The sequence below is a fragment of the Pseudomonas sp. MIACH genome (assembly GCF_001269925.1).
GTDB lineage: Bacteria > Pseudomonadota > Gammaproteobacteria > Pseudomonadales > Pseudomonadaceae > Aquipseudomonas.
In genome coordinates this window covers 65114-89201 of the sequence record NZ_LHVO01000031.1, presented here as the reverse complement: position 1 = coordinate 89201, position 24088 = coordinate 65114, and the positions used below count along the sequence as shown (strand labels likewise).

The following is a 24088-nucleotide window of genomic DNA, read 5'->3' as shown; positions in this document are numbered from 1 at the left end:
TGCCTTCCACGCTTAATGCTCCAGAAAGTCTTTTGCCGTTTTTTCAAGAGCCCCATTCACACTGATCACCGGGGTCCATTCAAGCAATGCCTTGGTTTTGTTGATGTCGACCTGAAGCGATCCACACAGACGTTGGGATAAGGCTTTTTTTCCAAGCAATTGCGCGAGGCCACTCAACAGCCACATTGGCAGTGGCAACAGACGCGCTGGCTGACCCAATGCCCGTGCCATGCGCCGCAGCAATTCAGTGGTAGACAGGTCTTCATCGTCGCTCACCAAAAACACTTGATTCGCAGCGCCAGGATGGTGTGCACACGTCACTATAAGGTCGACCAGATTGTCCAACGCCACCAGGCTTCGTTTGTTGCTGACAGCCCCCAGCGGCAAAGGCACGCCACGATTGAGCCAGGCCATCATGCTGCGAAAGTTGGCTTTTACCCCTGGGCCGTACACCAGCACCGGACGAATAATCACGACTTCCATCTGCGTTTCGGCGGCGAGCTTCAGCAATACATGCTCCGCCTCCAACTTGGAGATGCCATAGGGATCTATTGGAGCAGGCACGTCATCTGCCGTGTAAGGGCAACCCGGTAACGTGCCCTCACCGTTGACCTTGATCGAACTCAGGTAGATGAAACGGCGAACACCGGCCGCTGCCGCTTGTTCTGCCAAACGTAATGTCCCGTGCACATTCACACGCCGGAAAGCCTCCAGCGGGTCGGATTCACGCTCGTCCATGACATGGACCCGAGCCGCACAGTGGATGACCACGTCAACCCCTTCAAGCGCCGGCTGCCAGTCGTTGTGCGGTTCAAGTCCCGGGGCCTGAAAGACCTCAAGACGCGCGAATGGCTGCGAGGGTAGACGCCGATAGACCGAACGCACCGCGTACCCCGGATCACTCAGCAGACGAGCCTGAACCGCAGCCCCGACAAAGCCACTGGCTCCGGTCAGAAGAACACGTGTCATAACGATCTCAAGCCTTTTTCCACACCGTACGATTGATGTAATCGGTGTAACTCAGCACCACACGAACCACCTGTAACGAAACCGGCCCACCTTGATAATCCGCGACCACTGGCACCTTGCGTTGCCCGCGCACGTGCTGGCTGGTAACCACGCGAACCGCGTCCATCACGGACTCGCGCTTGAGGCCGCTCATGATCAGTGTGCCCTCATCCATACCCTCGGGGCGCTCATGGGCGTTGCGTAAGGTGACCGCCGGCAGGCTCAACAGGGAAGCCTCTTCGGTGATGGTGCCGCTATCGGACAGCACGCAAAACGCCGACATCTGCAGCTTGATGTAATCCAGCAGACCGAACGGTTTGACGAAACGGATCAGCGGATGGTCAAGGGACTCACCCAAAGCCTCCAGACGTTTGCGTGTACGTGGGTGTGTCGAGACGATCAGAGGGAAACCATAGTGGTCCGCCAGGGCACGCAGGGTATCCAGCAAATCCCGCAGGTTCTCCGGGGTATCGACGTTCTCTTCGCGGTGGGCGCTGACAATGAAGAACTTATCCTGCTCCAGGCCACTACGCGCCAACACATCGGATTGCTCGATCTTGGGCATGTAGTAGTCGAGCACTTCCTGCATGTGCGAGCCGGTCTTGATGATCGTTTCCGGACGAATGCCTTCGGCGATCAGATAGCGGCGGGCATGCTCGGTCAACACCATGTTGATGTCACTGAGGTGGTCCAGCACTTTGCGGTTGAGTTCTTCAGGCACCCGCTGATCGAAGCAGCGGTTTCCGGCCTCCATATGAAACACCGGAATCTTGCGACGCTTGGCGGCGATCACTGCAAGGCAGGTATTGGTGTCCCCGTAGAGCAGCAACGCGTCAGGCTGTTCCAGCTCGAAGATTTCATCGGATTTGGCAATGACCTCGGCGATGGTTTTCGCGGCGGTATCGCCGGCAGCACCCAGGAAGTGGTCCGGCTTGCGAATTTCCAAGTCGTCGAAGAACACCTGATTGAGTTCGTAATCGTAGTTCTGCCCAGAGTGCACCAGGACATGATTGACCTGACGATCCAGCTCGGCGATGACCCGGCTCATTTTGATCAGCTCGGGACGCGTGCCGACGAGTGTCATCACCTTAAGCATCGAGTTGCTCCTTGATGTAATCAAGCTTGAGTAGCAGTTCCTTGATGCCAGGTACATCCAGGCGTTCTGTATTGTGGGAAGTGTAATCATCCATGTCGGAGATCAGCTGCTCCCCCTCAACAAAGTACTTCTTGTAATTCAGGTCGCGGTTATCTGCCGGAATACGGTAATAGCGCCCCATATCCTCGGCCTTGGCCATTTCCTCCCGCGACACCAGGGACTCATAGAGTTTCTCGCCGTGGCGGGTACCTATGACCTTGACCTCATTGCTCTTGGCGAACAGTTGCTTGAGCGCTTCGGCCAGGTCACCGACAGTGGAGGCCGGTGCTTTCTGAACGAACAAATCGCCCTGCTGGCCGTGCTCAAACGCGTGCAGGACCAGGTCGACCGAGTCTTCAAGTGACATAAGGAAACGTGTCATTTCAGGATCCGTGACCGTGAGCACTTCACCTTTGCGCAGTTGATCGACAAACAATGGAATGACCGAGCCGCGCGAAGCCATGACGTTGCCGTAACGTGTTGCGCAAATAACCGGCCCCTTGACCGGGATCATGCGCGACTTGGCCACCATCAACTTCTCGGCCATCGCCTTGGAGATGCCCATGGCATTGATCGGATAAACAGCTTTGTCGGTGCTTAATACAACGACGCGCTGCACGCCCGTCGCAATGGCGGCATTCAATACGTTTTCGGTGCCCAGTACGTTGGTACGCACTGCTTCCATAGGATAGAACTCGCAGGAGGGCACCTGTTTGAGCGCAGCGGCATGGAAGATGTAATCGACGCCGACCATTGCCTGGGACAGGCTGTCGTAATCGCGCACATCACCGATGTAGAACTTGACCTTGTCGTTGGCCAGGGCGATACGCATATCTTCCTGCTTTTTCTCATCGCGACTGAAGATGCGAATCTCGCGCACAGCGGTATTGAGAAAACGCTTGAGGACCGTATGGCCGAAGGAACCGGTGCCACCGGTGATCATCAATACCTTGTCGTCGAACATGTAAACCTTCCGAATTCGTTAGCGAGTGGCGTGCATCAGCTCAATGAGCTGGGGCCAGGCTGGAGCTGTGTATCCAGTTGCCTGGGTGAAACGCTCACTGTTGAGCGAGCGATCGATGACTAATGCCGCATCAGGGCGGATCTCGATTGACTTGCCGTATTGGCTGGCAATCAGCTTCAACAAGTCGAGCTTGGCAATTGGATCTGCGGACACATGATACAGACCATTGAGCTCCGGGTGCGGAATGACGAAGTCTTTCATGACGCGGGCCAATTCAACGGTGGGCAGGCCGGAGAAAATGGCCTTGGAAAAACCGCGTGTGCTGCCCTGTTGTGACAGGAACCAATCCACCAGGGAGTGACTGGAATTCAACTCATGCCCGATGATGGAGGTTCGTAGGGTTACCGCATTGGGCACGTCATGAAGTTCGCCGATGTACTTGGACTTCCCATACAGATCACTGGCATCTGAAACGTCGCTTTCCAGGTAGCCGCCTTTTTGCCCCGAGAAGACGCAATCGGTACTGATCTGGATCAGGCGCGCGTCGCTCAGGGCACACAGTCGCGCCAACCGATGCGGCAACAGCGAGTTGACCGGCAATGCCGTCAGCGGATCGTTGGCATCGGCCAATTGCTTGATCAGGCCTACGCAATTGATCACCACGTCAGGACGAACCCGGGCGAGCACCGCAACAAGCGAGTCCTGATCCAACACATCGACGCCCGACAGGAGGCGCTCGTGGTTGGCGGCTGGGAAGTGTCGCAGTCCGGCAGCGCTTCGCAACGTTCCCCACACCTCATGCTCCGAGTCGGAACTGAAAGCCTTGAAGACCGCACTGCCGAGCATGCCGGTAACGCCAAGAACAAGAACACGTGCCATGAATCATGAACCTTCTAAATTTTCAGATCTGGAAAAGACGAGAAAAAAATCCCATCAATAAAAAACAGAATAAAGACGTTCAAAAAAGGAAGCCGAACAGTCTACAACTTTGCATGGAAACACTTTACATACTGAAGACTTACATGACCTGGATTGAGTTTACTTCACACCGACGCATTAATCCCTCATGCGTTTATAAAGTATTACAGCACTTGAGATAACGCCCCGAACAACTAACACGCATTCAATCCACCCCGTTCGCAGATGTTGATGTGTTTGCGTCGCCCCTTAGCGCTGCAACAGCCCGACCAAGCGGCTCACTTGGCTGTCCATGTCAAAATTGGCATCGAAGTACGCCCGCCCGGCTTCGCCCATTGCCGCTCGCTCTTGCGTGCCCATAGCATTCAGGCGCCGAATATTGGCCACCAACGGAGGAACTTGCTCAGCAGGCGAAGTCAGGCCTGCGCCTGCTTCATCGATCACGCGCGCGCCTTCGCCGTTCATCGACGCGATGATCGGCCGTCCCGCTGCGAGATACGCCTGAATCTTGCTCGGAATAGTCTGGGCAAAAACCTCCTCATCAGTCAGCGAAACCAACAATGCCGATGATCGTTTGAAAATCGCGCTCATCGCCTCTACCGGAAAGCGCCCCGGCAGCACCAGATTGTCCAGCTCAAGGGCCGACTTCTGCGATTTGAGCCAGTCCAGACGACTCCCGCTGCCAACCAGCACAATGCGAATCTGCGCGTCATCACGCAGCTCTAATGCTGCCTCGACCAGTGTATCGAGGGCTTGGGCGGTGCCCAGATTGCCCGCAAACACTACGCAAAAATGTTGCGTGAGCACGGCATCCAGCTCAGGCGGCACAACAAACGGCGACTGCGCCCCCCGCGTGTCCATTGAGTTAGGGTAATACTGGATTTTTTCGCGTGCCGCGTACCGGGCAACCGGCTCTACAAATGCGTGCGACTGCACCAGCAGCGTGTCGCAATGGCGATAGATGACCTTGACCGCCTCACCCACCAGCCTCAACACATACCGGTTATGAATGAATCCGGTGGCAGAGAGACTTTCCGGCCACAGATCCTGCACCCACAAAGCAAGCTTGGCCTTCTTCAGCCACTTCAACGGAATCGCGGGAACAGCCTGCAGGATTGGCGAAGGGGCGAAGACCAGAATCGCGTCGAACTCTCGTTTACGCAGCATCCACGGTAAAAACAGCAGGCCGGCGAAGACGAACGACAAGTAGTTGAAAATCAGGTTCTTCGCGCCCCCTTCCCCTCTTGGCCAGAGCGGAACGCGCAGCACATCGATCTTCCCGAGGTAGCGCTCGCGTTGGGTGCCCTTGGCGCTATAGCCCTCAAATATTTTGCCATCCGGGTAATTGGGCTTGCCGGTAGCCACAACCACCTCATGGCCCTGCTCATCAAGGGTACGCACGATGTCGTTGATGATGAAGCTTTCGGGCCAAAAGTATTGCGAGACAACGAGAATCTTCATAGGGAATCGGGGTACTCAATCATTGATTCGAGCGAGGTATTCTGCCTGGCAAGGTGGCTGGCCAAGATCGGCCAGCCACCTGCGCACGCTTGAGCAAATTCAGATGCCTTTGACCAGACCAGTGATTATCCCTGATGAACATCCTGGGATGTCACACCGCAGACATCCTGATAAATCTGGTACATGAGCCGTGCATTCACTTCGATGGCGAAATTATCCTCAGCCCACCGGCGAGCCTGGCGGCCAAGGGTCAAACGAAACTCGTCGTCCCCTGCCAGTCGTTGCAAGGCATTAGCGAGTAATTCTGGATCAGAGCGGGGTATGGCCAACCCCGTCACCTCATGAATTATCGCGTCCGGTACGGGGTTCGCCACGGCAACCACGCTTGGAATTGAGTAGAACGCCGCCTCGAACACCGGCCGGCCCGCCGCATCAAGATGGGAAGGGAAGCACAGAATATCGAGCTGCGGATACAACCGCCGGACATCGTCTACAAAGCCCATCAGGCGCACATGGCTTTGCAGATCATGCTTTACGATGAAACATTCGAGATCGGTACGTACGTCGTGTGCAAACCCAAGCTTGCGCAGTACCCAAGCCTTGGGCCCGGAAAGATCCCGTGCATTCTCGCCAGCAATCCAGCATTCGATCCGAACCTGACGGTCCCTGAGGATGCGCATGGCTTCCACAAGCTCATAAACCCCCTTCAGAGGAATGAGCCCACCCACGAACCCGACTCTTACGGGTTCATCCCGATCCCGTCGCGACCGTTGATTCAGCGGGCCATCAATACTCAGGCCATTATGCACAATGCGCAAAGGCAAATCGTTTGAAAGGGTAGAAGCGACGGTGTGGTCGATAGGCACGACCGCATCGGCAAAACGCCGCAATACTGCACTCACAAGCCTTGTACGCACGCCCTGACCGGGAGGACGTTGCAGGGACCGCACATGCACCACCATCGGTATGCGCAATAACCACTTCGCCAGTATGCCCAGCGGCAACAACGTCACTTCGTTCAGGTGCAACACGTCAAAGCGCTCATGCCGCAAGCGCCAAAGGGCGATCAGGGAAAAGGGCAGCAGGAACAACTCGCGCAGCAGAATGATCCAGCGCAAGCGTCGATAATAGCCATAACGGGTGTTGTCGAACTGACTCAACCCCTTGACCGCCCTGACATCCATTCCCGCCTGGATAAAAGCCTGGCAGACGGTACCGGAGGGGCTTAACACCGTGCCCTGCACACCGTAGGCGCGCAGACACCCGAACAGCTCGATCAGACTCTTGGATGCGCCACCGAATGCCGCTGCCGGGTGGAGGAACAAGACTCGCACCCGAACTACCTCTGGCCTGAAACGAGGCGAAGTGATTGAACAACCCGGCCAGCGGCCTGACCGTCACCGTAAGGCTCGCCATCTGCCGTGCCCGGCAGGTAATCCTGTTCAAATGCGCTGAAAAAATCGTCGTTCAGTGGCGAAGCAAGGCGGTTCCAGCCCATATCGATCAGTTCCAGCCACTCAGTCTCATCTCTCAACGTGAGGCAGGGCACCCGATGAAAATACGCCTCTTTTTGCACACCACCGGAGTCAGTGACGATCAGCGCGGCATGCTTCTCAAGCATGACCATGTCGATATACCCAAGCGGTTCCACTATCAGGATGTTCTCGGGCATGACTATCCCTTGATCAGCGAGGCGATTGCGGGTCCGCGGATGCAAGGGCAGGACGACTTTCAGCGGGGACCGGGACAAGCCATCAAAGATGCGCTGCAGACGCAGTGGATCGTCGGTATTTTCCTGCCGATGCACGGTCGCCAACCAATACGCTTTTGGGGCCAGTGACAACGTCTGAAGAATCTTGCTGGTCTCGTCGGCTCTTGCCCCAAAGTACAAGGCTGCATCAAACATCACGTCACCCACGTTGATGACGTGCGAACCGGTGATACCTTCCTGCGCCAGGTTCTGGATACCCTGCTGATTAGGGGTCAAGAGCAAATCGCTGAGGTGATCAGTCAACTTGCGGTTGATTTCTTCAGGCATGGCCCGGTTGAAGGAACGAAGCCCCGCCTCGACATGAACAATGGGGACGTGCAACTTGGCGGCCGCCAGCGCGCCGGCCAGGGTGGAGTCCGTGTCCCCGTAGACCAGCACCGCATCCGGACACTCCTTGATCAGCACAGCCTCAATGGCTTCAATCATGCGCCCGGTGTTCTGCCCGTGACTCCCGCCTCCCACCCCGAGGCTGTAGGCCGGTTTAGGGATCTCCAGTTCTTGAAAAAAAACATCCGACATATTTGCGTCGAAATGCTGTCCGGTATGGATCATGATTTCGACGCAGTCGCCTTGCTCAACCATTGCACGGGAGACAGTAGCGGCCTTGATGAACTGAGGGCGAGCACCGACGACGGTAACAATTTTCATAAATTCACTCATAAATGACGGTGTTCAGAGCAGCCGTGTGATTTCCGAGAGCAGAACCTTTCCATCATGCTCGTAATTGAGTTCACTGGCCGCGCGATGCGACGCTTGCTTGAATTCAGCGATATCTTCAGCGCTGAGCGCATTCATGGAGGCGGCCAGCGCTTGGGCGGTAAAAGAGTCAGCAACCACACCACAGCGATACTTGTTCAGCAGCGTAGCCATTTCAGTCGAAGGGCCGATGGCAACCCCGAGACGGGCCTGCACAAACTCAAAGAACTTGTTGGGCAACGCATGCTCATGGTTGAAGTTGACCGGTGGGAGCAGATAGACGCCCATGTCATATCCATTGAGCGCCTGGCATATCTGCGGCATCGGTACGGGCTCGATAAACCTGATCCGCGCGTCTGCGCTGGCAGCCTGGCGCAGCTCCTTCATGTAAGCCGCATCCGACTCCATCAGCATGAAATCCAGACTGAAGCGCTGATCCAGGTACTGCATCATCTCGATCATGACGCCCAGGTGACGAGACCGAATGGCGGCGCCATGGTGGATCAGACGAACCTGGTGTTCATTGACAGGCGATGGCGCCAGTTTCTGATCGAGTGGCGCGTTATGAACAACCACCGGTTGAACCCCATAGACACGCCCATACTCGTCGGCAATGCCCTGGCACACGGTAACCATGCCCGCGGCCAACGGCAGGTAGCGTTGGCAAAGCGTGTGGTTGTAACGACCGAACAGCAACCGCCACGCCCATTTATCGTCGAATTCCCGAGGCGAGTACTCGTGCGCATCCACCAGCACTGGCGTAGCACCCGCCAACTTCAACGCCAACGGCGCACTGGACAGATCATTGGCAATGATAAGGTCAAAACTGCTGGCACTGAGCAGTGCCTGGGCGCTGCGGACCTGTTGCTGATTCCAGTAGTAGCTTTCAAACGCACCGGCCAGCAGCTTGGCCGCCCAAAACAGCTTCTTCGGCAGGCTCGCGGGTGATTTCTCAAGGTTTACGAAACGTATATTCGCATCAGCCTTTTGGCCATAACCGGCAACAGTCACCTGGTAATCAGATTCGAGCAGGCGAACCTGACGCATGACCCGAGGATCGCTATGAATAACGGAAAAAGAAATTATCAGTATGCTTTTCAAAGTAAAACCTTGATCCAATATCAAGCAATAAAATGACTGTGCCAGCGACAGAAGTTAATCCAACGCCAGACCTGCCAGGTAAAAGGCTTTTTGCCCGCCATGATCAACTCAAACTCACGTAACGCCTCTGCCTGGTCGAAAAACGGCAACTGCAGATCAACTCGCAGCCAGCTGCGAATCGTATCCACCATCGATGTCAACCAAACCTGTTCAGGAGTGGCAAAGCCGATCTTGTCGCGGCGATCCAGGACGTCATCGGGCACGATACCGCGCATGGCGGCACGAAACACGGACTTCGTCTCGCCCTTCGGCGAGATCAGGTAGGACTCTGGCAACGACAGCAACAGATTCACCATATCCAGCGTCAGGAAAGGTACCCGGCTTTCAACCGAGAAACGCATCGAGTTGCGGTCGCCATGACGCAGCAAAGCGGGCAATCCACGGCGCGTCAACGAGAGTGCCAGCTCGGCAACCACACGGCGACCCGACTCGGTCACGTCAGAGCGCTGCAGCGGAAAACGCTGAACAATGCCGCGCTCGGCAAGCGGCTCACTTTTGATCCAGGCGGGCAATGCGTTCATGCCATTCAATGAGCGCAGCACCTGGTTCAACGTGCCCTGGGTCATTTCAGCGACGCATCGCTTGGCCCCGCCCATCCGGCTGCGACCTGGCCACTTGGACCACTCATCAAGAAAACTCCAGGCTTCGCCCAGTTTTCCCTTCTCGATCAGACTTCGCAGGCGCTGACCTGGATAACCGCTATAACCGGCCATCATCTCATCAGCGCCCTGACCGTCCAGCGTGACGGTAACGCCCTGCTCTTTCGCCAGCTGAAACACCCGATACTGGGCGTAAATACTGGTGCTACCGAAAGGCTCGCCCTGAGCCAGGATCATGGAATCGAGGTCGCGCGCGAGTTCATCGGCGCTGACCACCATTTTATGGGGGACCGCGCCCACATGTTCATTGACTCGATCAACCCACACCTCTTCGCTTACATCACTGCCCCGCGCAATGTAGCTGAAGGTATTGATCGGCACGTCTGGCTCGACATGACGCATGGCACACACAACAGCAGAGGAGTCGATGCCGCCGGACAACGCCGCGCCGACCGCGACATCACTGCGCAGGTGCAAGCGGATGCTTTGTAGAAAGGTTTCTCGGACACGCTCCGTGGCATCCGCGAAGCTCAGGTCGCTGCGCTCTTTGATCGAGGGGGCCCACCAACGTAGCGGGTCGCTGAGCGCGCCAGTCTTGAGGTCAACCGTAAGCACATGCCCTGGCAGCAGGTTCAACACCCCCTCAAAAAAGGTGCCGGGACCACTTTCATAATCGCCGTGAACCAGATAATCGTAGGCACGCTGCCAGTCCAGAGTCGCCTTTTCGCGCTTCAACGCTTTGATCGCCGCCACTTCCGAGGCGAACAGGAACGCACCTTGTTCCTGGCTATAAAAGAAGGGTTTGATGCCAAACGCGTCACGCACGCACGTCAGCGTCGCCGCTACCCGGTCAAACACCGCAAAAGCGAACATGCCCGTCAGGCGTGGCAGGCACGCTCTGCCCCACTGCTTCCATGCGGCCAGCAGCACTTCGGTATCAGAGTCGGAAACAAAGGGGTGCCCGAGCGAGCGGAGTTCCTCGCGCAGTTCGCGGTAGTTGTAGATCTCGCCATTGAAAACGATCGATAGCGCCCCCTCAGCGCAATGCATCGGCTGATGCCCAGCCGATGACAGATCAATGATCGACAGGCGCGTATGTCCCAGGCCGACGACGGCGTTTGCCGCCTCGAACAGCTCGTACCCCCGGTCATCCGGCCCCCGTAGGCGCATGGCGTCGAGCGCCCTGGCCAGGCTGTCATCCACCAAGGATGACCGTGTCGGCCACCATCCCCCTGCAATACCGCACATGGCTATCCAATCTCCAGAAACAAGGTTAAGCCTGCCGAATCACACATTAGACCGTCGACCGACACGCTGGCGAACCTGCAGCAACAGCGCACGAATATCTGCAAGTGGCAGCAGGCCACTCGCCACCACGACAATGGACAGTGCAATCAACAGCAACGATTTCAACATCAGGGTCAGCGGCAAATAGAGATCCCATTGATCCAGCTGCGCGCTCACCCAGGCACAAATAATGAAGGCCACCACGCCAGACGCGCAGGCACGCCAGTTATAGGGAATCCGATAGAGGCGCTGACTGACCAACAGCCAGGCCACAAAGAACACCAGCGCGGCCAGAAGTGTCGCCGTTGCAGCCCCGTAAACGCCCCACAACGGCACCAGCAGCCAGTTGGCCCCGGCACTGACCGCCGCTGACAGCAGCGTTACCCACAGCTGCCAGATGGTTTTTTTCTGGATGGCGATGCCCGGCGCAAAAATATACATCTGAGACAGAAGCAACGCGGGGGCGAGGAAGGCAACCAGCGAGGCGCCTCCGAGATAATCCGCGGTTGCGAACACAGTCAAGAGCTCGCGGGCAAACACCGCCAGGAACAGGCAGCCGGCCAGCGCTACAGCAACAAACCAGCTGAATAACCGGGCAATCTGTCCCGGTGTCTCCGGTTCCCGGTAATGCTGGTAGACCAGTGGCGTCAGTGCGGCCTGGATACCGAGCAGCAGCAAGGCGGAAAGGCCCGCGACACGGCTGCCAATACCGAACAGGCCGACGTCCTGCAGTGAGCCAAAATGCATCAGCGCAACGCGGTTGATATACAGGCTGACAAACACCGCCAGGCCGGCCGGAACCAACGGCATGGAGAACTTCAGCATCGCCGCGAGCCTTTCAACATCGAAGGAAAAGCCGAATGTGGTGCGTAGAAGCCAAAGACAGATCAGTGTTGAGCACAACGCGGCCAGTAGCTGGCCAAGCATCACCCCTTCCAACCCCTTGCCAAGCAGCAGACAGAACACCACGGCAAAAGCCAATGTCATCAATGCATAGCCGAAACTGACCATGGCATAAGCCTTGCTGCGCAGCTCCCAGCGAAACTGGTTGAGCAGCAAATAGTAAATGCCATTGATGGTGATAAAACCCAGGCCAAGGCGAAAGGTGTCGAGGTACGCCGCGTCGCCGAGCACCAACAGGTTCAGGCGCGACGAAGCCAACAGGCCCGCCAGCAGAAACACACTGTACATGCCCAGCGTGAACCAAAAGGTCGTGCTGGCCAGCGTGCGCCTTTCGGAGGGTTCCTTTATGTCTCCCCAGTAACGCGCCAACCCCTGCGACACTTCCAGCGCAACGGTTAGATTCACCAGCGCGCCCAGGGTGATGAGCAAGTCAAAAGCCCCGTAATCGCCGGTCGAGAGTACCCGTGTGTAGAGTGGCAGCAGAAAGATAGCCAACCCTCGGGACAGGACGGAGGCCAGACCGTAGATCAGGCTGTCACGCAAAATCGCCTTAAGCATTGGGGACTTGATCCTCGCCCTTGACCAACGCCAGAAGCGCGCGCTCCAGGACTGGTTTATCCCCCACTGCCAAAGCGCTGACACCCAACTGATCGACTACGCCATTTACCAGAAAACGCACATGAGAATCGGGGGCGCAACACCCGCCGACGTAGTCAATGTTCGCAGGGTCAAACCACCATTCTGCGCGAGGAACGCCCTCAAGAAGATCCAGGTAACGCCTGGCAACGACCGCACACGACCAGCGCTCTTCAACGAAAAGCTGCGCACGCCGGCCCAACGCCATCCTGTACTCGGGATCGCAAACCAGCTTCTCTATAGCGGATTCCAGATCCTGCGGTAGCACGTACAAGCTGGGTGGCACGTCTTCGGCCTGGATATAACGGGAGACATGCTCGGCCATGTAGCCTGCGATGACACAAGGTTTACCAAAACGAGCCGCCTCGGAACCAAAAACGGCAAGCGGGATGTCCGAATACAGTTGATCCACAACGAAATCACAATGGGCCAACTGCTTGAGTACTTCCTGATTACTGACACCCTGGAGCTTGATGAACTCGATCGGATGCCCCCGGGCGATCAACCCATCGATAACCTCACCTATCCTCTGGCTGCCTTTGGCCAGGGGACTTGAGGGACTGTGCAAAATCGTCACTTTTCCCGCTGCGGGCTTTGCATCAATACCACCAGGCGCATCAAAGGCAGCCGGCACGCCCATAGAGAACCAGTTTATAAAGGGTTGCTCATGGAAATGGGAACTGCTCGGCGAACTGACAATGAAGTCAGCGTAACGCTCATGCAGGGCGATACGCTTTTTCAGGGTTTTGACCACCCGTCCCAATTTATGAAAATCAGGCGACTCTGGCACACAGGGATAAACAGACCCATCCAGATAAGGGGGACGGAAGTCACTGCCCACGTTAATGAACACCACTTTCTTCCTGAACGCCTTGAGCAAAAACAGTTCGAGATGAGAGTCCGTTAACGTACGACCGTAGAGGAAAATATAAGCGTCGTAGCAAAAAACCGACCCTAGAAAAACCAGCCAGCTCCAGGCTTTGTGCAGCAGTACGTAAAAGATCTTGCGCAACAATTGACGTGATTGTGTCGCGGCCCGACGCGCACCGATTGCCTGCCAGGCACGGATCAGCCACGAGTCACGCGCCCCGCCGTAGGAAAAGATATGCCTGCTCTCCAACACCAGGTCAGCCGAGATGCCATTTTCGGCAAAGCCCTTGGCCAGACCTTTGGCAACACCGGCGATTTCTACCGGGCCGATCAAAACCCTCATACCACCTCCGGGATGAGACTTGAGCAGGAGAGCATCGTAATCATCGGCTGCGAATCAACTTGGCCGGAACACCAGCGACGACAGAGTATTCAGGGAAGGTCTTGGTCAAGACGGCACCTGCTCCCACCTTGCTGCCCTTGCTGACGGTTACGCCGTTCATGATGATTGCGCCAATACCAATGTTTACATCGTCTTCAATGACAACCTTGGCAAAGCTCAAGCTCTGAAACATGATAGGTACGTCACGCCCGCTATCTTCGTGGTACGCCGCATGGATTTTCACCCCTGGGCCTATACCCACGCAGTCACCGATTTCAATGCCGCCGGCACCATGCAGAAAACAGCCTTGGCCAATCCACACATTGTTTCCTAGAACAATCTTGTCCTTGTAATAACCTTTCAAGATCGTGTCGTGACCGATGTAGACATTATCCCCAAGCTCGATATTTTCCGGGTGAAAGACCCGGACGCCATCTTCAATAATGACATTCGTCCCTACACGCGCAAACTTGCTCAGGTCAGGAGTACCTGGCCCTTCTGATCGATATGCTTTCATTGCCCACCTCGAATACTGTCGATTAAACGACCCAGTCCGGACTCCAGGGAAATAGCACCCCGTCCTTTGCAATACATACTGGATTTAGCACCGTCTACATGATTGAAAACAGGCTCAATATTTAGAATCCGCCCCGCGAGCAGCGCAATCTCCTGAATACTGACGATCTCGCTTCCACCCAACACATGCACGCCCTCGACTCGCCCTAGCGTCATTGCACAGAGCTGATCGCACAGGTCATCAATATGTTGCGGGTTGATGAGCGGGCACGAAGCATGAATCGAAATATCAATCGGCTCGCGGTTCAGGATGCGCTGGATCAACCTTGGCATCAGGCGCTCCCGGGACTGACCTTCACCGTAGGGGTAATACAAACGCGCAACTGCAGATGGCCCTCGATAATGCAGGCGGACGACCTCGTCCCCGAGGTACTTGCTTAAAGCATAATCACCCACAGGGGCTGCCGGACTATCGAACACCGCCGGGCCATCCGAATAGCCGTATACAGCGCCACTGGATACATTGAGCAAATAAGGGGGTGTTGCGCGCGCCTGCAACATCGCACACAGGTTAATGATCCCCTGTACGTTTACGGTGAACAGCTTTTCTCGATCCGCCCCCACATAAGCGGCGCAGTTGATCACCGCATCGTGATCCTCAAGGCAGCCAAATGACTCCGGAATGACAAGATCAATATCGCTGCGACCGTAGGCTCGAACCTGATGCCCCTCGGCAGTCAGTCTAGAGACCAGGTGACCGCCGACAAATCCGTTTGCGCCTACGATTCCAACATTCATATTTAACACCTGATAAAACCAGACCAGCCAATACCGTGTTTCTGTACCGTCCAGGTTGCCCGCTGAAACTGACACGCCTACGACTAATTTCAAACCCGGTATTGGCTCACCCAGACGTTACATACGCTAGAACCAATTCAGGCTTGAATACGCATGAGGGGCAAGATAAATCAGCATCCGCCAACCTGAATCAAGGCTTACACCCTATTAGTCGATGCGCTGTTTGTACCAGGCCAGGGTGTCCGCCAGGCCTTTATCGAACGGCGTCAGAGAGTACTGGATAAGGCCCTTTACCTTTTCGTTACTGGCATTGTGGCAAAGCACATCCGAATGGCGTCCCGGTTTGCGCAGGATCTCACCGCTATAGTCGAAAGCTTTGCAGATACGCTCAATCAGCTCCGTGATGGAAATCTGATTGTCGGTGGAAATGTTGACGGTCTCACCCGACGGCAGCACGGAGTACAGCTTCACAACGGCATCTACCGTGTCCTGCACATAGATGAAATCGCGGCTCTGAGTACCCTCGCCATGAATCTCAGGCGTACCGCCTTTCAGCAAGCGCATGGCGGTAATCGGGATCACACCGGCGAGCATGCCCTTGTAGTTCTGGCGTGGCCCGTAGTTGTTGAACGGCCTCACGATGAAGGCATCCAGCTCAAACATCCGTACATAGCTTTCCACTGCCAGGTCGGCAGCAGCTTTACCCGCAGCATACGTGGTGGTTGGATTGCGTGGATGAGCTTCGTCCATCGGCTCGTAAACAGCAGAGCCGTAAACTTCCGAAGTGGAGAAATGACACAGCGTCTTGAACAGGCCCCGGCGCTGCAGCTCCAACAGGTTAAGCGTCACGCGCACGTTGGTATCGAAAGCGTTGGCCGGGTTCAGGAACGAATAATTCAGCGCCTTGGTCGCGCAATTGAAGACGATATCAATTGAATGATTGGTAAAGATGTATTCCAGACTGGTGTTGAATTCCGCATCGTCGCGATAAAAGGTGACTTTGCCAGTCGCGAGAGCCTCCTCCAGATTGTCTTCCGAGCCGACAAACAGATTGTCGATCACGACAACATGCGCTGCGCCTTCGACCAGCAGCTTGTCCACAAGGTGACTGCCAATAAAGCCAGCACCACCGGTGACAAGGATCGTCTTGCCCCGCACATCATCCCGAATAGTCATGCTTGCACCGCCGCTTGAATCACTGCACAAATTTTCATTGCCTCAACACCTGCATCGACACCCGGCACGCTGACCGAGGATGGCTGCCGGCAGCTCGCCATGAAGGCTTGCAGCTCGGACAACAGGGCTTCCTGAGGAGGCACCGCAACTGCCTCTTGAATCGCAGAGATGGTGTAGGGCAATACGCCGCCCTGCTGGGTCTCAGACTGACGGTTGATGATGATTTCCTTACGCAACAGATCGCAGTCGACAAACATGTCGGTGCAAGTAGCCTCGATCTGGCGCTTCTTCTTGTCGGTTACGCGACTCGCCTGAATTCTTGAGAAGCGGCCGTTTTCATGGGTAATCAACGCTGAGGCGAAATCGATCATGCTCCCGTGCGCGAAACCGTGAGCAGCCACGGACTTTGCCGGGCCGTTGAGGTACAGCGCCAGGTCAATGTCGTGAATCATCAGGTCGGTGACGACATCAACATCGGTGATACGCGAGCTCACTTTGTTGGTCCGCGTGAAGTCGATACTGATGATCTGCTCGCTTTTTTCCAGGACCACCTTCAGCGCCTGCACTGCTGGGTTGAAGCGCTCGATGAAGCCGACCTGGATATTCAGGTTGTTGTCCTTGGCGAAAGCTGCGACTTCATCGCACTCCTCCAAGGTCGCAGCAAGGGGCTTTTCGACGAAGATATTCTTCACCTGAGCGGCTACCAGGCGGATGTAATCGGCGTGGGTCACGGTCGGGGTACAAATCACCACCGCGTCGACGTTTGCGAGCAACGGGGTTGGGTCAACCACCCCGGGTATGCCGTGCGCTTCGCCAGCACGAGCTGCCACGGCAGCGTTCGCATCGGCGACAAAGGCCAGTTCCACGCCTTTGAGCAGGGACAGCACGCGCAAGTGATTGCGCCCCATATTCCCCAGGCCAATCAGGCCTACCTTGAGCACTTCTTCAAACATATCTCAAACGTCTCCGGAAACTCGATTGCCTTCCCTGTCGATCTTGGCGACCGCACGAGCAGGATTCCCCATGACCAGGGTATAAGGTGCAACATCCTTGGTGACGACACTCCCGGCGGCGACCATGGCGTACTCACCAATGGTAATCCCGCAGACGATGGTCGCATTGGCACCGATGCTGGCACCGTTATGCACGAAGGTCGGTGTGATGGACCAATCGGCGTTGAATGCGCGTGGCACTTTGTCGTTGGTGAAACAAGCATTGGGGCCAACAAAGACATCGTCACCGATCTCTACGCCGTTATAGACCGAGACGCTGTTCTGGATCTTGCAGCGATCGCCGATTTTCACCGCGTGATCGACATAGACATCCTTGGACAGGATGCACCCTGCTCCGATCACCACATCTTCGCGGATCTGTACGTTGATCCAGACCTTGGTGCCCTGGCCAATACTGGCTTTGTCCGAGACGTTCGCGGTCGGATGGATGTAGACATCATTTGCCATGATCGCCTCCGGCCAGCGTTGCACGGACCACGGACGCCACGCGTTGCAGCTCCTCATCGGTCATGTACGGGAACAGCGGCAAGTTAAGCACCGATGCACACAGTCGCTCGCCGACCTGGCCGCCGAAGTGCCCTTTGATATAGGCGGCGGCGCCTGGCTGGCTGGACATGACGCCAGGGTAGATGTTTGCAAAACCGATCTCGGCCGCCTTGAGTGCAGACTCCAGGGCGAGCTTGGTATCCGCGTCAGGCACCAGGCAGACATTGCAGTAACCATTTTCTGTGTATGCGGCCGGGGCCGACATCAGCTCGATGCCAGTCGAAGGCAGAGCGTCTCGGTAAAAGGCGACCGCCTTGCGACGGGACGCAAGGCGTTCCTCGATATGCCCGATGGACAAATTGAGGAACGCCGCCTGCAGCGAATCCAGGCGCGAATTCCAGCCCACGTCGCCGTACCCGTAATGAGCCGTGCGCCCGTGATTACCGAGACGTCGAACCTTGTCGGCAAGCGCCGCGTCATCGGTAAACACTGCACCGCCGTCGCCCGCACCACCAAGAACCTTGGCTGGGTAGAAGGAGGTAGTGGAAATGAACGCCCCCTTGCAGATCGGCTCACCCGCGAATTCAGCACCGTACGATTGAGCACCGTCCTCGATCAGGCATACAGCGTGTTTTTTGCACAGATCACGCAGATCCTGCAGGCGCGCACTGCCCCAGCCATACAGGTGGGCAATGATCGCAGCCTTGGGCGATGCCTCGCGAATGGCCTGCTCGAACGCAGCAAAATCGACGCCTCCATCAGTGATGTCAGCATCAATGGTGACTGGTTTTGCGCCTACATTGACGACCGCTTCGAAGGTCGCCCAGAAGGTCACATTCGGAACCAGTACCACGTCCCCCTCCCCCACGCCCACTGCACGCAGGGCCAGCTGAAGAGCATCCGTGCCGTTTGCACAGCTCACGGCATGAGCCACCTGCAAATCCGACTGCAAGCGTGACTCCAGGGCAGCGACTTCAGCACCACCGATGAACTGTGCGTTGATGGTCATCGCGTGGAATTTTTCCATCAGCGCGGCGTGGAACCCAGGCTCAAAGCGCTTGAGATCAATGAAGGGAACGTTAATTTTCAATCTCCTTAGATAAGCCCAAAAATGGCCGCCACTTTATCAGCAATCCGGGCCAATCTCATAACTAGTGTCACCCCCTCCAGGTGCCGTTTACCGACAATTTACGCCTGGAGGAATTTAAGCTAAAAACTTTTAAAATCAATAAGATATGTAATCCAGCAGTATCAGGGTAAGCCCACCCCTGACAGTCAAGCCCGACCACCGGAACTCACTCCCCCAGGCTATTGCCCAACGCCTGGACAATGGACTGCGTTGCCGCCTCATCGAGATAGGGATGCATTGGCAAACTCATGACCCGCGAGGCGGCTGCATCACCAACTGGTAGCTCGGCGCTATCATCCTTCACGGCCGGCTGGCGGTTGAGAGGGATCGGATAATGCACCGCAGTGGGTACGCCGAACGCCTTCAGTTGATCCTGGACCTTGTCCCGCGCATCGACCTGAACGGTGAACTGCGCCCAGGCACTGGTGTTGAATGTCTCTACAAAGGGCGCAGTAATGCCGACCTCTGCGAGCAGCTGGCTGTAGCGTTCAGCGACCTTTTGCCGCAACGCCAACTCTTCGGCGAATATTTCCAACTTGGGCAAGAGGATGGCCGCCTGCAGCGTATCCAGACGACTGTTCACCCCAACACGCACGTGATGGTAACGGCGATCCTGGCCATGGCGGGCGATTTGCCGCATGACAACAGCCAACTGATCGTCGTTGGTAAAGAGCGCACCGCCGTCACCATAGCAACCCAGTGGTTTGCTCGGGAAAAAGCTCGTGCTCCCAATGGTTGTCAGATTGCAGGATCGGCGCCCTTTGTAGGTTGCACCAAAACTCTGCGCTGCATCCTCGATCACCGGGAGGCCGTGTTGGGCCGCGATGGCATTGATCGGGTCGAAATCCGCACACTGACCGTACAGAGAAACCGGAATAATCGCTTTGGTACGCGGTGTAATTGCCGCCTCCAGCAACGCCGGATCTAGGTTGTAGGTGCGCGGGTCAACGTCGACATAGACAGGCTTGGCGCCCAGCAGCGCAACGGTTTCTGCAGTAGCGATGTAGGTGAAGCCCGGTGTGATCACTTCATCGCCAGGGCCTACGCCCAAGGCCATCAGGGCAATCTGCAAGGCATCGGTGCCATTAGCACAGGTGATGCAATGCTTGGCACCAACAAATGCGGCAAGGCGCTCTTCGAGCTCCGCGACTTCCGGGCCAAGGATGTATTGGCCATGCGCCAGGACACGCTGGATACCGGCGTCGATCCTGTCTTTGATCCTGGCTTGCTGGATCTTGAGGTCAATAAACTCGATCATTGCCCGGCCTCCTTGACCAGCGTTTTACCGCTCAGTAGGTAGCGAGCACCGCTGTGCTCGCAGATCGCAACCCCATCGCCTTCCAGCGGCAGGTCCAATTGCTCGCCGAACTCACTCATCCAGCCGATTTGCCGAGCGGGCACGCCCACCATCAAGGCATAGGCGGGTACCGGCTTGTTGATCACCGCGCCGGCGCCAACGAAAGCATACTCACCGATGGTGACACCACAGACGATCGTGCAGTTGGCGCCCAGGGTGGCGCCTTTTCTGACAAGGGTGTCGCGATACTCGCTCTTGCGTTCGATCAGAGAGCGCGGGTTGTAGACATTCGTAAACACCATGCTCGGTCCACAGAACACACCTTCTTCCAACGTCACGTTGTCGTAGACCGAAACGTTGTTCTGGATCTTGCAGTTGTCCCCGATAAGCACCTTGTTACCAACAAAGACGTTCTGCCCGAGGGACACGCCCCTGCCAATACGTGCGCCACTGCAAACGTGCACGAAATGCCACACCCGCGAGTCGTCACCGATCTGCGCGCCTTCATCGACAATTGCGGAAGGGTGAACTTGATAATTCATGCCTGCCTCAGCGACTCAGGGTTGCAAGAAAAGGGTGGCCCTCGCCGTTCTGCGGCGTAACGATGGCGGACGAACGAATGGTATTTACGGTTTCGACGCAGTGACGCGCGTCTTCGATGCCATAGCCACGGCCGGCGAGGATTTCCCGGTAGCTGGTGGTATGCAGGTCGGTAAAGCCTTCGGAAAATTCCATCTCATCGCCATCAACCGTGATGGAGCGATAGGTTGGCTTTTTGCCCTTGACAGAATCCGGCAAGTCATCGGCATCAATGGACAGGAACCAGCGCACACGGGCGTTCTCGTATTCAAGGTAGCCAGCTGCTTTGTAATCATTGGCAAAGTGCACAACGTTACGCTGCAACTTGCCAAAGATGAAATGCAGCATGTCGTAGAAGTGCACGCCGATATTGGTCGCGATGCCGTACGACTTGCGCGGATCACCCTTCCAGCTCTCCATGTACCACTTGCCACGCGAAGTGATATAGGTGAGTTCTACATCGTACTTGCCGTCGCGAGACTCACGGGCAACCTTCTCTTTCAGGTCGAGAATTGCCTGGTGATGACGCAGTTGCAGGATGTTGTAAACGCGCTTGCCCGTCTCGCGCTCGACCAAGGCCAATTCGTCGAGAATTTCAGGCGTGGGAACCAGCGGCTTCTCGCAAATCACATCGCAGCCAAGGCGCAAGCCGGCCGCGATATGCGAGTGATGCAGATAATTGGGCGAGCAGACTGCGACGTAATCCAAGGCGGTGGCCGGATCGCGCTTGAGCTGCCAGGCGTGCTCATTGAAACGCTCGAACTGGGTAAAAAACTCGCTCTGCGGAGACAGGCTGTCAATGATCCCCACGGAATCATTGATGTCATAGGCCGACACCAACTCGTTACCGGTGTCTTTGATTGCGCGCATATGCCGAGGGGCGATGTAACCGGCAGCGCCGATAAGGGCGAAACGTTTCAAAGGGAACACTCCAGCAATCAGGCTTTGATGATATGGGCTTCAGGGGTGCGGTACTTGCCGCGACTATCGATCACCAATCGTGCGTGCTGGCGAATCAGCTCATAATCGAATTTGTCGTGATCAGTCGCCAGGACAATGGCGTCGAAGCCCGCAATGTTTTCTGCGGTCAGCGCCTCGCTGGACAAGTCGAAGTGGTGCTCGCGCATCTTCGGGAACACCGGAACGTGCGGGTCACTGTAAGCCACGATACAACCCTTGGCTTCCAGCAACTCCATGATTTCCACGGAGGGGGACTCACGCATATCGTCCACGTTTTTCTTGTACGCGATACCAAGCACCAACACTTTGCTGCCTTTCAACGGCTTGCTGTTGTTATTGAGGCCGTCCATCAGCTTACTGACTACGTACTCGGGCATGGCTTGGTTGACTTCGCCGGAGAGCTCGATGAAACGCGTGTGCAGGCCATACTCGCGGGCCTTCCAGGTCAGGTAGAACGGATCGATGGGGATGCAGTGCCCACCGAGACCTGGACCAGGGTAGTAAGGCGTGAAGCCGAAAGGCTTGGTTGCCGCTGCGTCGACCACTTCGAAAATATCAATGCCCATCCGATCAGCGACAACTTTCATTTCGTTGACCAGGCCGATATTCACCGCGCGGTGGATATTTTCCAGCAGCTTGGTCATTTCAGCGGCCTTGGTAGAACTCACCGGCACCACTTGGTCAATTGCCTGCTCGTACAGGGCGATGCCGACTTCAAGGCATGCAGGAGTATGCCCACCGATTACTTTCGGAATAGTACGGGTTTCAAAGTTTGGATTACCCGGATCTTCCCGTTCTGGCGAGTAAACCAGGAAGATATTCTCACCCACCTTCAAACCACCACCCTCAACACGCGGAAGCAACTCTTCTTCAGTCGTCCCCGGATAGGTGGTGCTTTCAAGCGAAACAACCTGACCTTCGCGCAAGTAAGGCTTAATGGCTTCCGTGGTATTAATCACGAAGCTCATGTCCGGCTCACGGTACTTGTTCAGGGGAGTTGGAACACACAGTATCAAGGCATCACATTCGCTCACGCGCTCAAATGCGGTGGTAGCCTCAAAACCGCTTTGACGGGCGCTCTGAACTTTTTCAGCAGGAATATGTTCGATATAACTTTGACCAGCATTCAACCGAGAGACTTTAGCCTCATCAATGTCGATGCCCAATACACGAAAGCCAATGGCATTATAACGCAACATCAGGGGCAGACCGACATACCCCAATCCGACAATACCAATTAGGGCTTCTTTGTTCTTAAATCTGTCAACACTTGACTGCTTGATGCCTGACATCAGGTAAAACTCCATTAGCTAATTCTGGAACGATCAACACATCAACTATCCCGGGAATCACAACCCGATGCTGAGGCTCTCTTTTTCATACGCCCCACTCAAAACGCCGCCAATTGGGATTGACCCACCTGCGAGACAGCGTAAGCGCATACGCCTTGGGCAATGTATCAAAGGGCACATTATGCCGTTATTCTCCCGGCATAGCTGTAGCCAAATTGATGATTCCACAACAGCATCGGAGAGAAATACTTGTAATCATGGCGTTACAGCGAGCAAATCCAGGCAACGTATTGACGCTTCCCAACCGTGCCCACCTCTAAAAAGCCTATGATTTTTCTCACAAAAAGCTCATGCAACCCCTGCCTTCCGCTACGAAATGTCGCAGCGGCAAAGCGCCTTCCAGTATAGACCAGGGCAAAATTTCCAACAGGGCTGACGACTCGACACACGACAGGAGGACGCAGACAGGCTTTCAAGAGACTACAAACCCATTACTGAGCCTGACCTCTTAGCAGTTCCGCCCCCACGACTCATTGATGCGGCACAGAGACAAATATTCCACAAACAATTTCGCCAACGCACAACGTCACTTAATGCGAAACCATTGAATTAGATATCCAAACTGCCATAACCCGAAAAGCGTTGCACTCACGGGTCAACACTCAAATAAGAAAAACCTAAAACCCTACCGGCAAGAAAGAGCACATTCATTGAGCATACAAAAAAGACCAATCCAGCCAAATAAAATCCAACTTTCAAAGACCAATAGCTGAAGCCCCCAACACCAGCGTGTTAGCTCTGAATGCGCGCTTTCGCTGCACGCCTTGAACGCAGACGTGTTAACGAGCTGATAACAGGACCGAGACAGCAACCTATCAACAGAGCCAAGACAACATAGACTGCAACTGGAGCTTGAGGCGTCGACCAAGTAAAGAAAACAAGACTTACACGCTGATCATTTTCAAGAGTGAATACAATCACGACGGCGACAACCAAAATGAGCAGCGCGATTTCAACAAATTGCCTGATTTTACTCATCTAATCCTCCAAA

At 55.7% G+C, this 24088-nt stretch carries 22 protein-coding genes; all 22 read right to left on the bottom strand.

Going from position 1 to position 24088, the window contains the following annotated elements; all coding sequences use genetic code 11:
• Window positions 1-12: 12 nt before the first annotated feature.
• The gene (locus AD670_RS12910; protein WP_053132524.1) at window positions 13-969 is read right to left on the bottom strand and encodes an SDR family oxidoreductase; all 957 of its coding nucleotides are present in this window, start codon (window positions 967-969) and stop codon (window positions 13-15) included.
• Between the two features lie 7 nt (window positions 970-976).
• Window positions 977-2104, bottom strand: a complete 1128-nt coding sequence (wecB, locus tag AD670_RS12905; protein WP_053132523.1) for a non-hydrolyzing UDP-N-acetylglucosamine 2-epimerase — start codon at window positions 2102-2104, stop codon at window positions 977-979.
• The gene (locus AD670_RS12900; RefSeq protein ID WP_053132519.1) at window positions 2097-3107 is read right to left on the bottom strand and encodes a polysaccharide biosynthesis protein; all 1011 of its coding nucleotides are present in this window, start codon (window positions 3105-3107) and stop codon (window positions 2097-2099) included. Before AD670_RS12900 ends, wecB (AD670_RS12905) begins: the two co-directional genes overlap by 8 nt.
• 18 nt (window positions 3108-3125) lie before the next feature.
• Complete coding sequence (locus AD670_RS12895; RefSeq protein WP_053132515.1) at window positions 3126-3986, bottom strand: SDR family oxidoreductase; 861 nt, start codon at window positions 3984-3986, stop codon at window positions 3126-3128.
• A 288-nt stretch (window positions 3987-4274) separates the two neighbouring features.
• Complete coding sequence (locus AD670_RS12890; protein ID WP_053132512.1) at window positions 4275-5486, bottom strand: glycosyltransferase family 4 protein; 1212 nt, start codon at window positions 5484-5486, stop codon at window positions 4275-4277.
• A 125-nt stretch (window positions 5487-5611) separates the two neighbouring features.
• Complete coding sequence (locus AD670_RS12885) at window positions 5612-6820, bottom strand: glycosyltransferase family 4 protein (RefSeq protein ID WP_053132509.1); 1209 nt, start codon at window positions 6818-6820, stop codon at window positions 5612-5614.
• Window positions 6821-6825: 5 nt separating this feature from the next.
• Entirely contained in the window at window positions 6826-7905 is a 1080-nt protein-coding gene (gene wecB / locus AD670_RS12880; RefSeq protein ID WP_053132505.1) for a non-hydrolyzing UDP-N-acetylglucosamine 2-epimerase, read from the bottom strand.
• A gap of 24 nt (window positions 7906-7929) precedes the next feature.
• Window positions 7930-9054, bottom strand: coding sequence for a glycosyltransferase (locus AD670_RS12875; RefSeq protein ID WP_156338227.1), 1125 nt, complete (start codon window positions 9052-9054; stop codon window positions 7930-7932).
• A 20-nt stretch (window positions 9055-9074) separates the two neighbouring features.
• Window positions 9075-10916: an asparagine synthase (glutamine-hydrolyzing) gene (asnB, locus tag AD670_RS12870; RefSeq protein WP_371263181.1), complete on the bottom strand. Its 1842-nt coding sequence runs from the start codon at window positions 10914-10916 to the stop codon at window positions 9075-9077.
• An 84-nt stretch (window positions 10917-11000) separates the two neighbouring features.
• A complete protein-coding gene (locus tag AD670_RS12865; protein WP_053132496.1) occupies window positions 11001-12461 on the bottom strand; it encodes an oligosaccharide flippase family protein in 1461 nt (486 codons plus the stop codon).
• Complete coding sequence (locus AD670_RS12860) at window positions 12454-13752, bottom strand: glycosyltransferase (protein WP_053132494.1); 1299 nt, start codon at window positions 13750-13752, stop codon at window positions 12454-12456. Before AD670_RS12860 ends, AD670_RS12865 begins: the two co-directional genes overlap by 8 nt.
• Before the next feature lie 40 nt (window positions 13753-13792).
• Window positions 13793-14308, bottom strand: a complete 516-nt coding sequence (locus AD670_RS12855) for a DapH/DapD/GlmU-related protein (protein WP_053132492.1) — start codon at window positions 14306-14308, stop codon at window positions 13793-13795.
• Entirely contained in the window at window positions 14305-15105 is an 801-nt protein-coding gene (locus AD670_RS12850; protein WP_053132490.1) for an NAD(P)-dependent oxidoreductase, read from the bottom strand. The genes AD670_RS12855 and AD670_RS12850 overlap by 4 nt, the downstream gene beginning before the upstream one ends.
• A gap of 207 nt (window positions 15106-15312) precedes the next feature.
• On the bottom strand, window positions 15313-16281 hold the full coding sequence (locus tag AD670_RS12845; protein WP_053132488.1) for a dTDP-glucose 4,6-dehydratase: 969 nt from the start codon (window positions 16279-16281) through the stop codon (window positions 15313-15315).
• The gene (locus AD670_RS12840) at window positions 16278-17234 is read right to left on the bottom strand and encodes a Gfo/Idh/MocA family protein (RefSeq protein WP_053132486.1); all 957 of its coding nucleotides are present in this window, start codon (window positions 17232-17234) and stop codon (window positions 16278-16280) included. Before AD670_RS12840 ends, AD670_RS12845 begins: the two co-directional genes overlap by 4 nt.
• Before the next feature lie 3 nt (window positions 17235-17237).
• The gene (locus AD670_RS12835; protein ID WP_053132483.1) at window positions 17238-17741 is read right to left on the bottom strand and encodes an acyltransferase; all 504 of its coding nucleotides are present in this window, start codon (window positions 17739-17741) and stop codon (window positions 17238-17240) included.
• Window positions 17731-18870, bottom strand: a complete 1140-nt coding sequence (locus AD670_RS12830; RefSeq protein WP_218187625.1) for a DegT/DnrJ/EryC1/StrS aminotransferase family protein — start codon at window positions 18868-18870, stop codon at window positions 17731-17733. The genes AD670_RS12835 and AD670_RS12830 overlap by 11 nt, the downstream gene beginning before the upstream one ends.
• A 205-nt stretch (window positions 18871-19075) precedes the next feature.
• Window positions 19076-20167, bottom strand: a complete 1092-nt coding sequence (locus AD670_RS12825; RefSeq protein WP_053132481.1) for a DegT/DnrJ/EryC1/StrS aminotransferase family protein — start codon at window positions 20165-20167, stop codon at window positions 19076-19078.
• On the bottom strand, window positions 20164-20748 hold the full coding sequence (wbpD, locus tag AD670_RS12820; RefSeq protein ID WP_053132479.1) for a UDP-2-acetamido-3-amino-2,3-dideoxy-D-glucuronate N-acetyltransferase: 585 nt from the start codon (window positions 20746-20748) through the stop codon (window positions 20164-20166). The genes AD670_RS12825 and wbpD overlap by 4 nt, the downstream gene beginning before the upstream one ends.
• A 7-nt stretch (window positions 20749-20755) precedes the next feature.
• Entirely contained in the window at window positions 20756-21706 is a 951-nt protein-coding gene (gene wbpB, locus AD670_RS12815) for a UDP-N-acetyl-2-amino-2-deoxy-D-glucuronate oxidase (RefSeq protein ID WP_053132477.1), read from the bottom strand.
• Between the two features lie 17 nt (window positions 21707-21723).
• Complete coding sequence (wbpA, locus tag AD670_RS12810) at window positions 21724-23037, bottom strand: UDP-N-acetyl-D-glucosamine 6-dehydrogenase (protein ID WP_053132575.1); 1314 nt, start codon at window positions 23035-23037, stop codon at window positions 21724-21726.
• A gap of 792 nt (window positions 23038-23829) precedes the next feature.
• On the bottom strand, window positions 23830-24075 hold the full coding sequence (locus tag AD670_RS30880; protein WP_082340964.1) for a LapA family protein: 246 nt from the start codon (window positions 24073-24075) through the stop codon (window positions 23830-23832).
• Window positions 24076-24088: the final 13 nt, after the last annotated feature.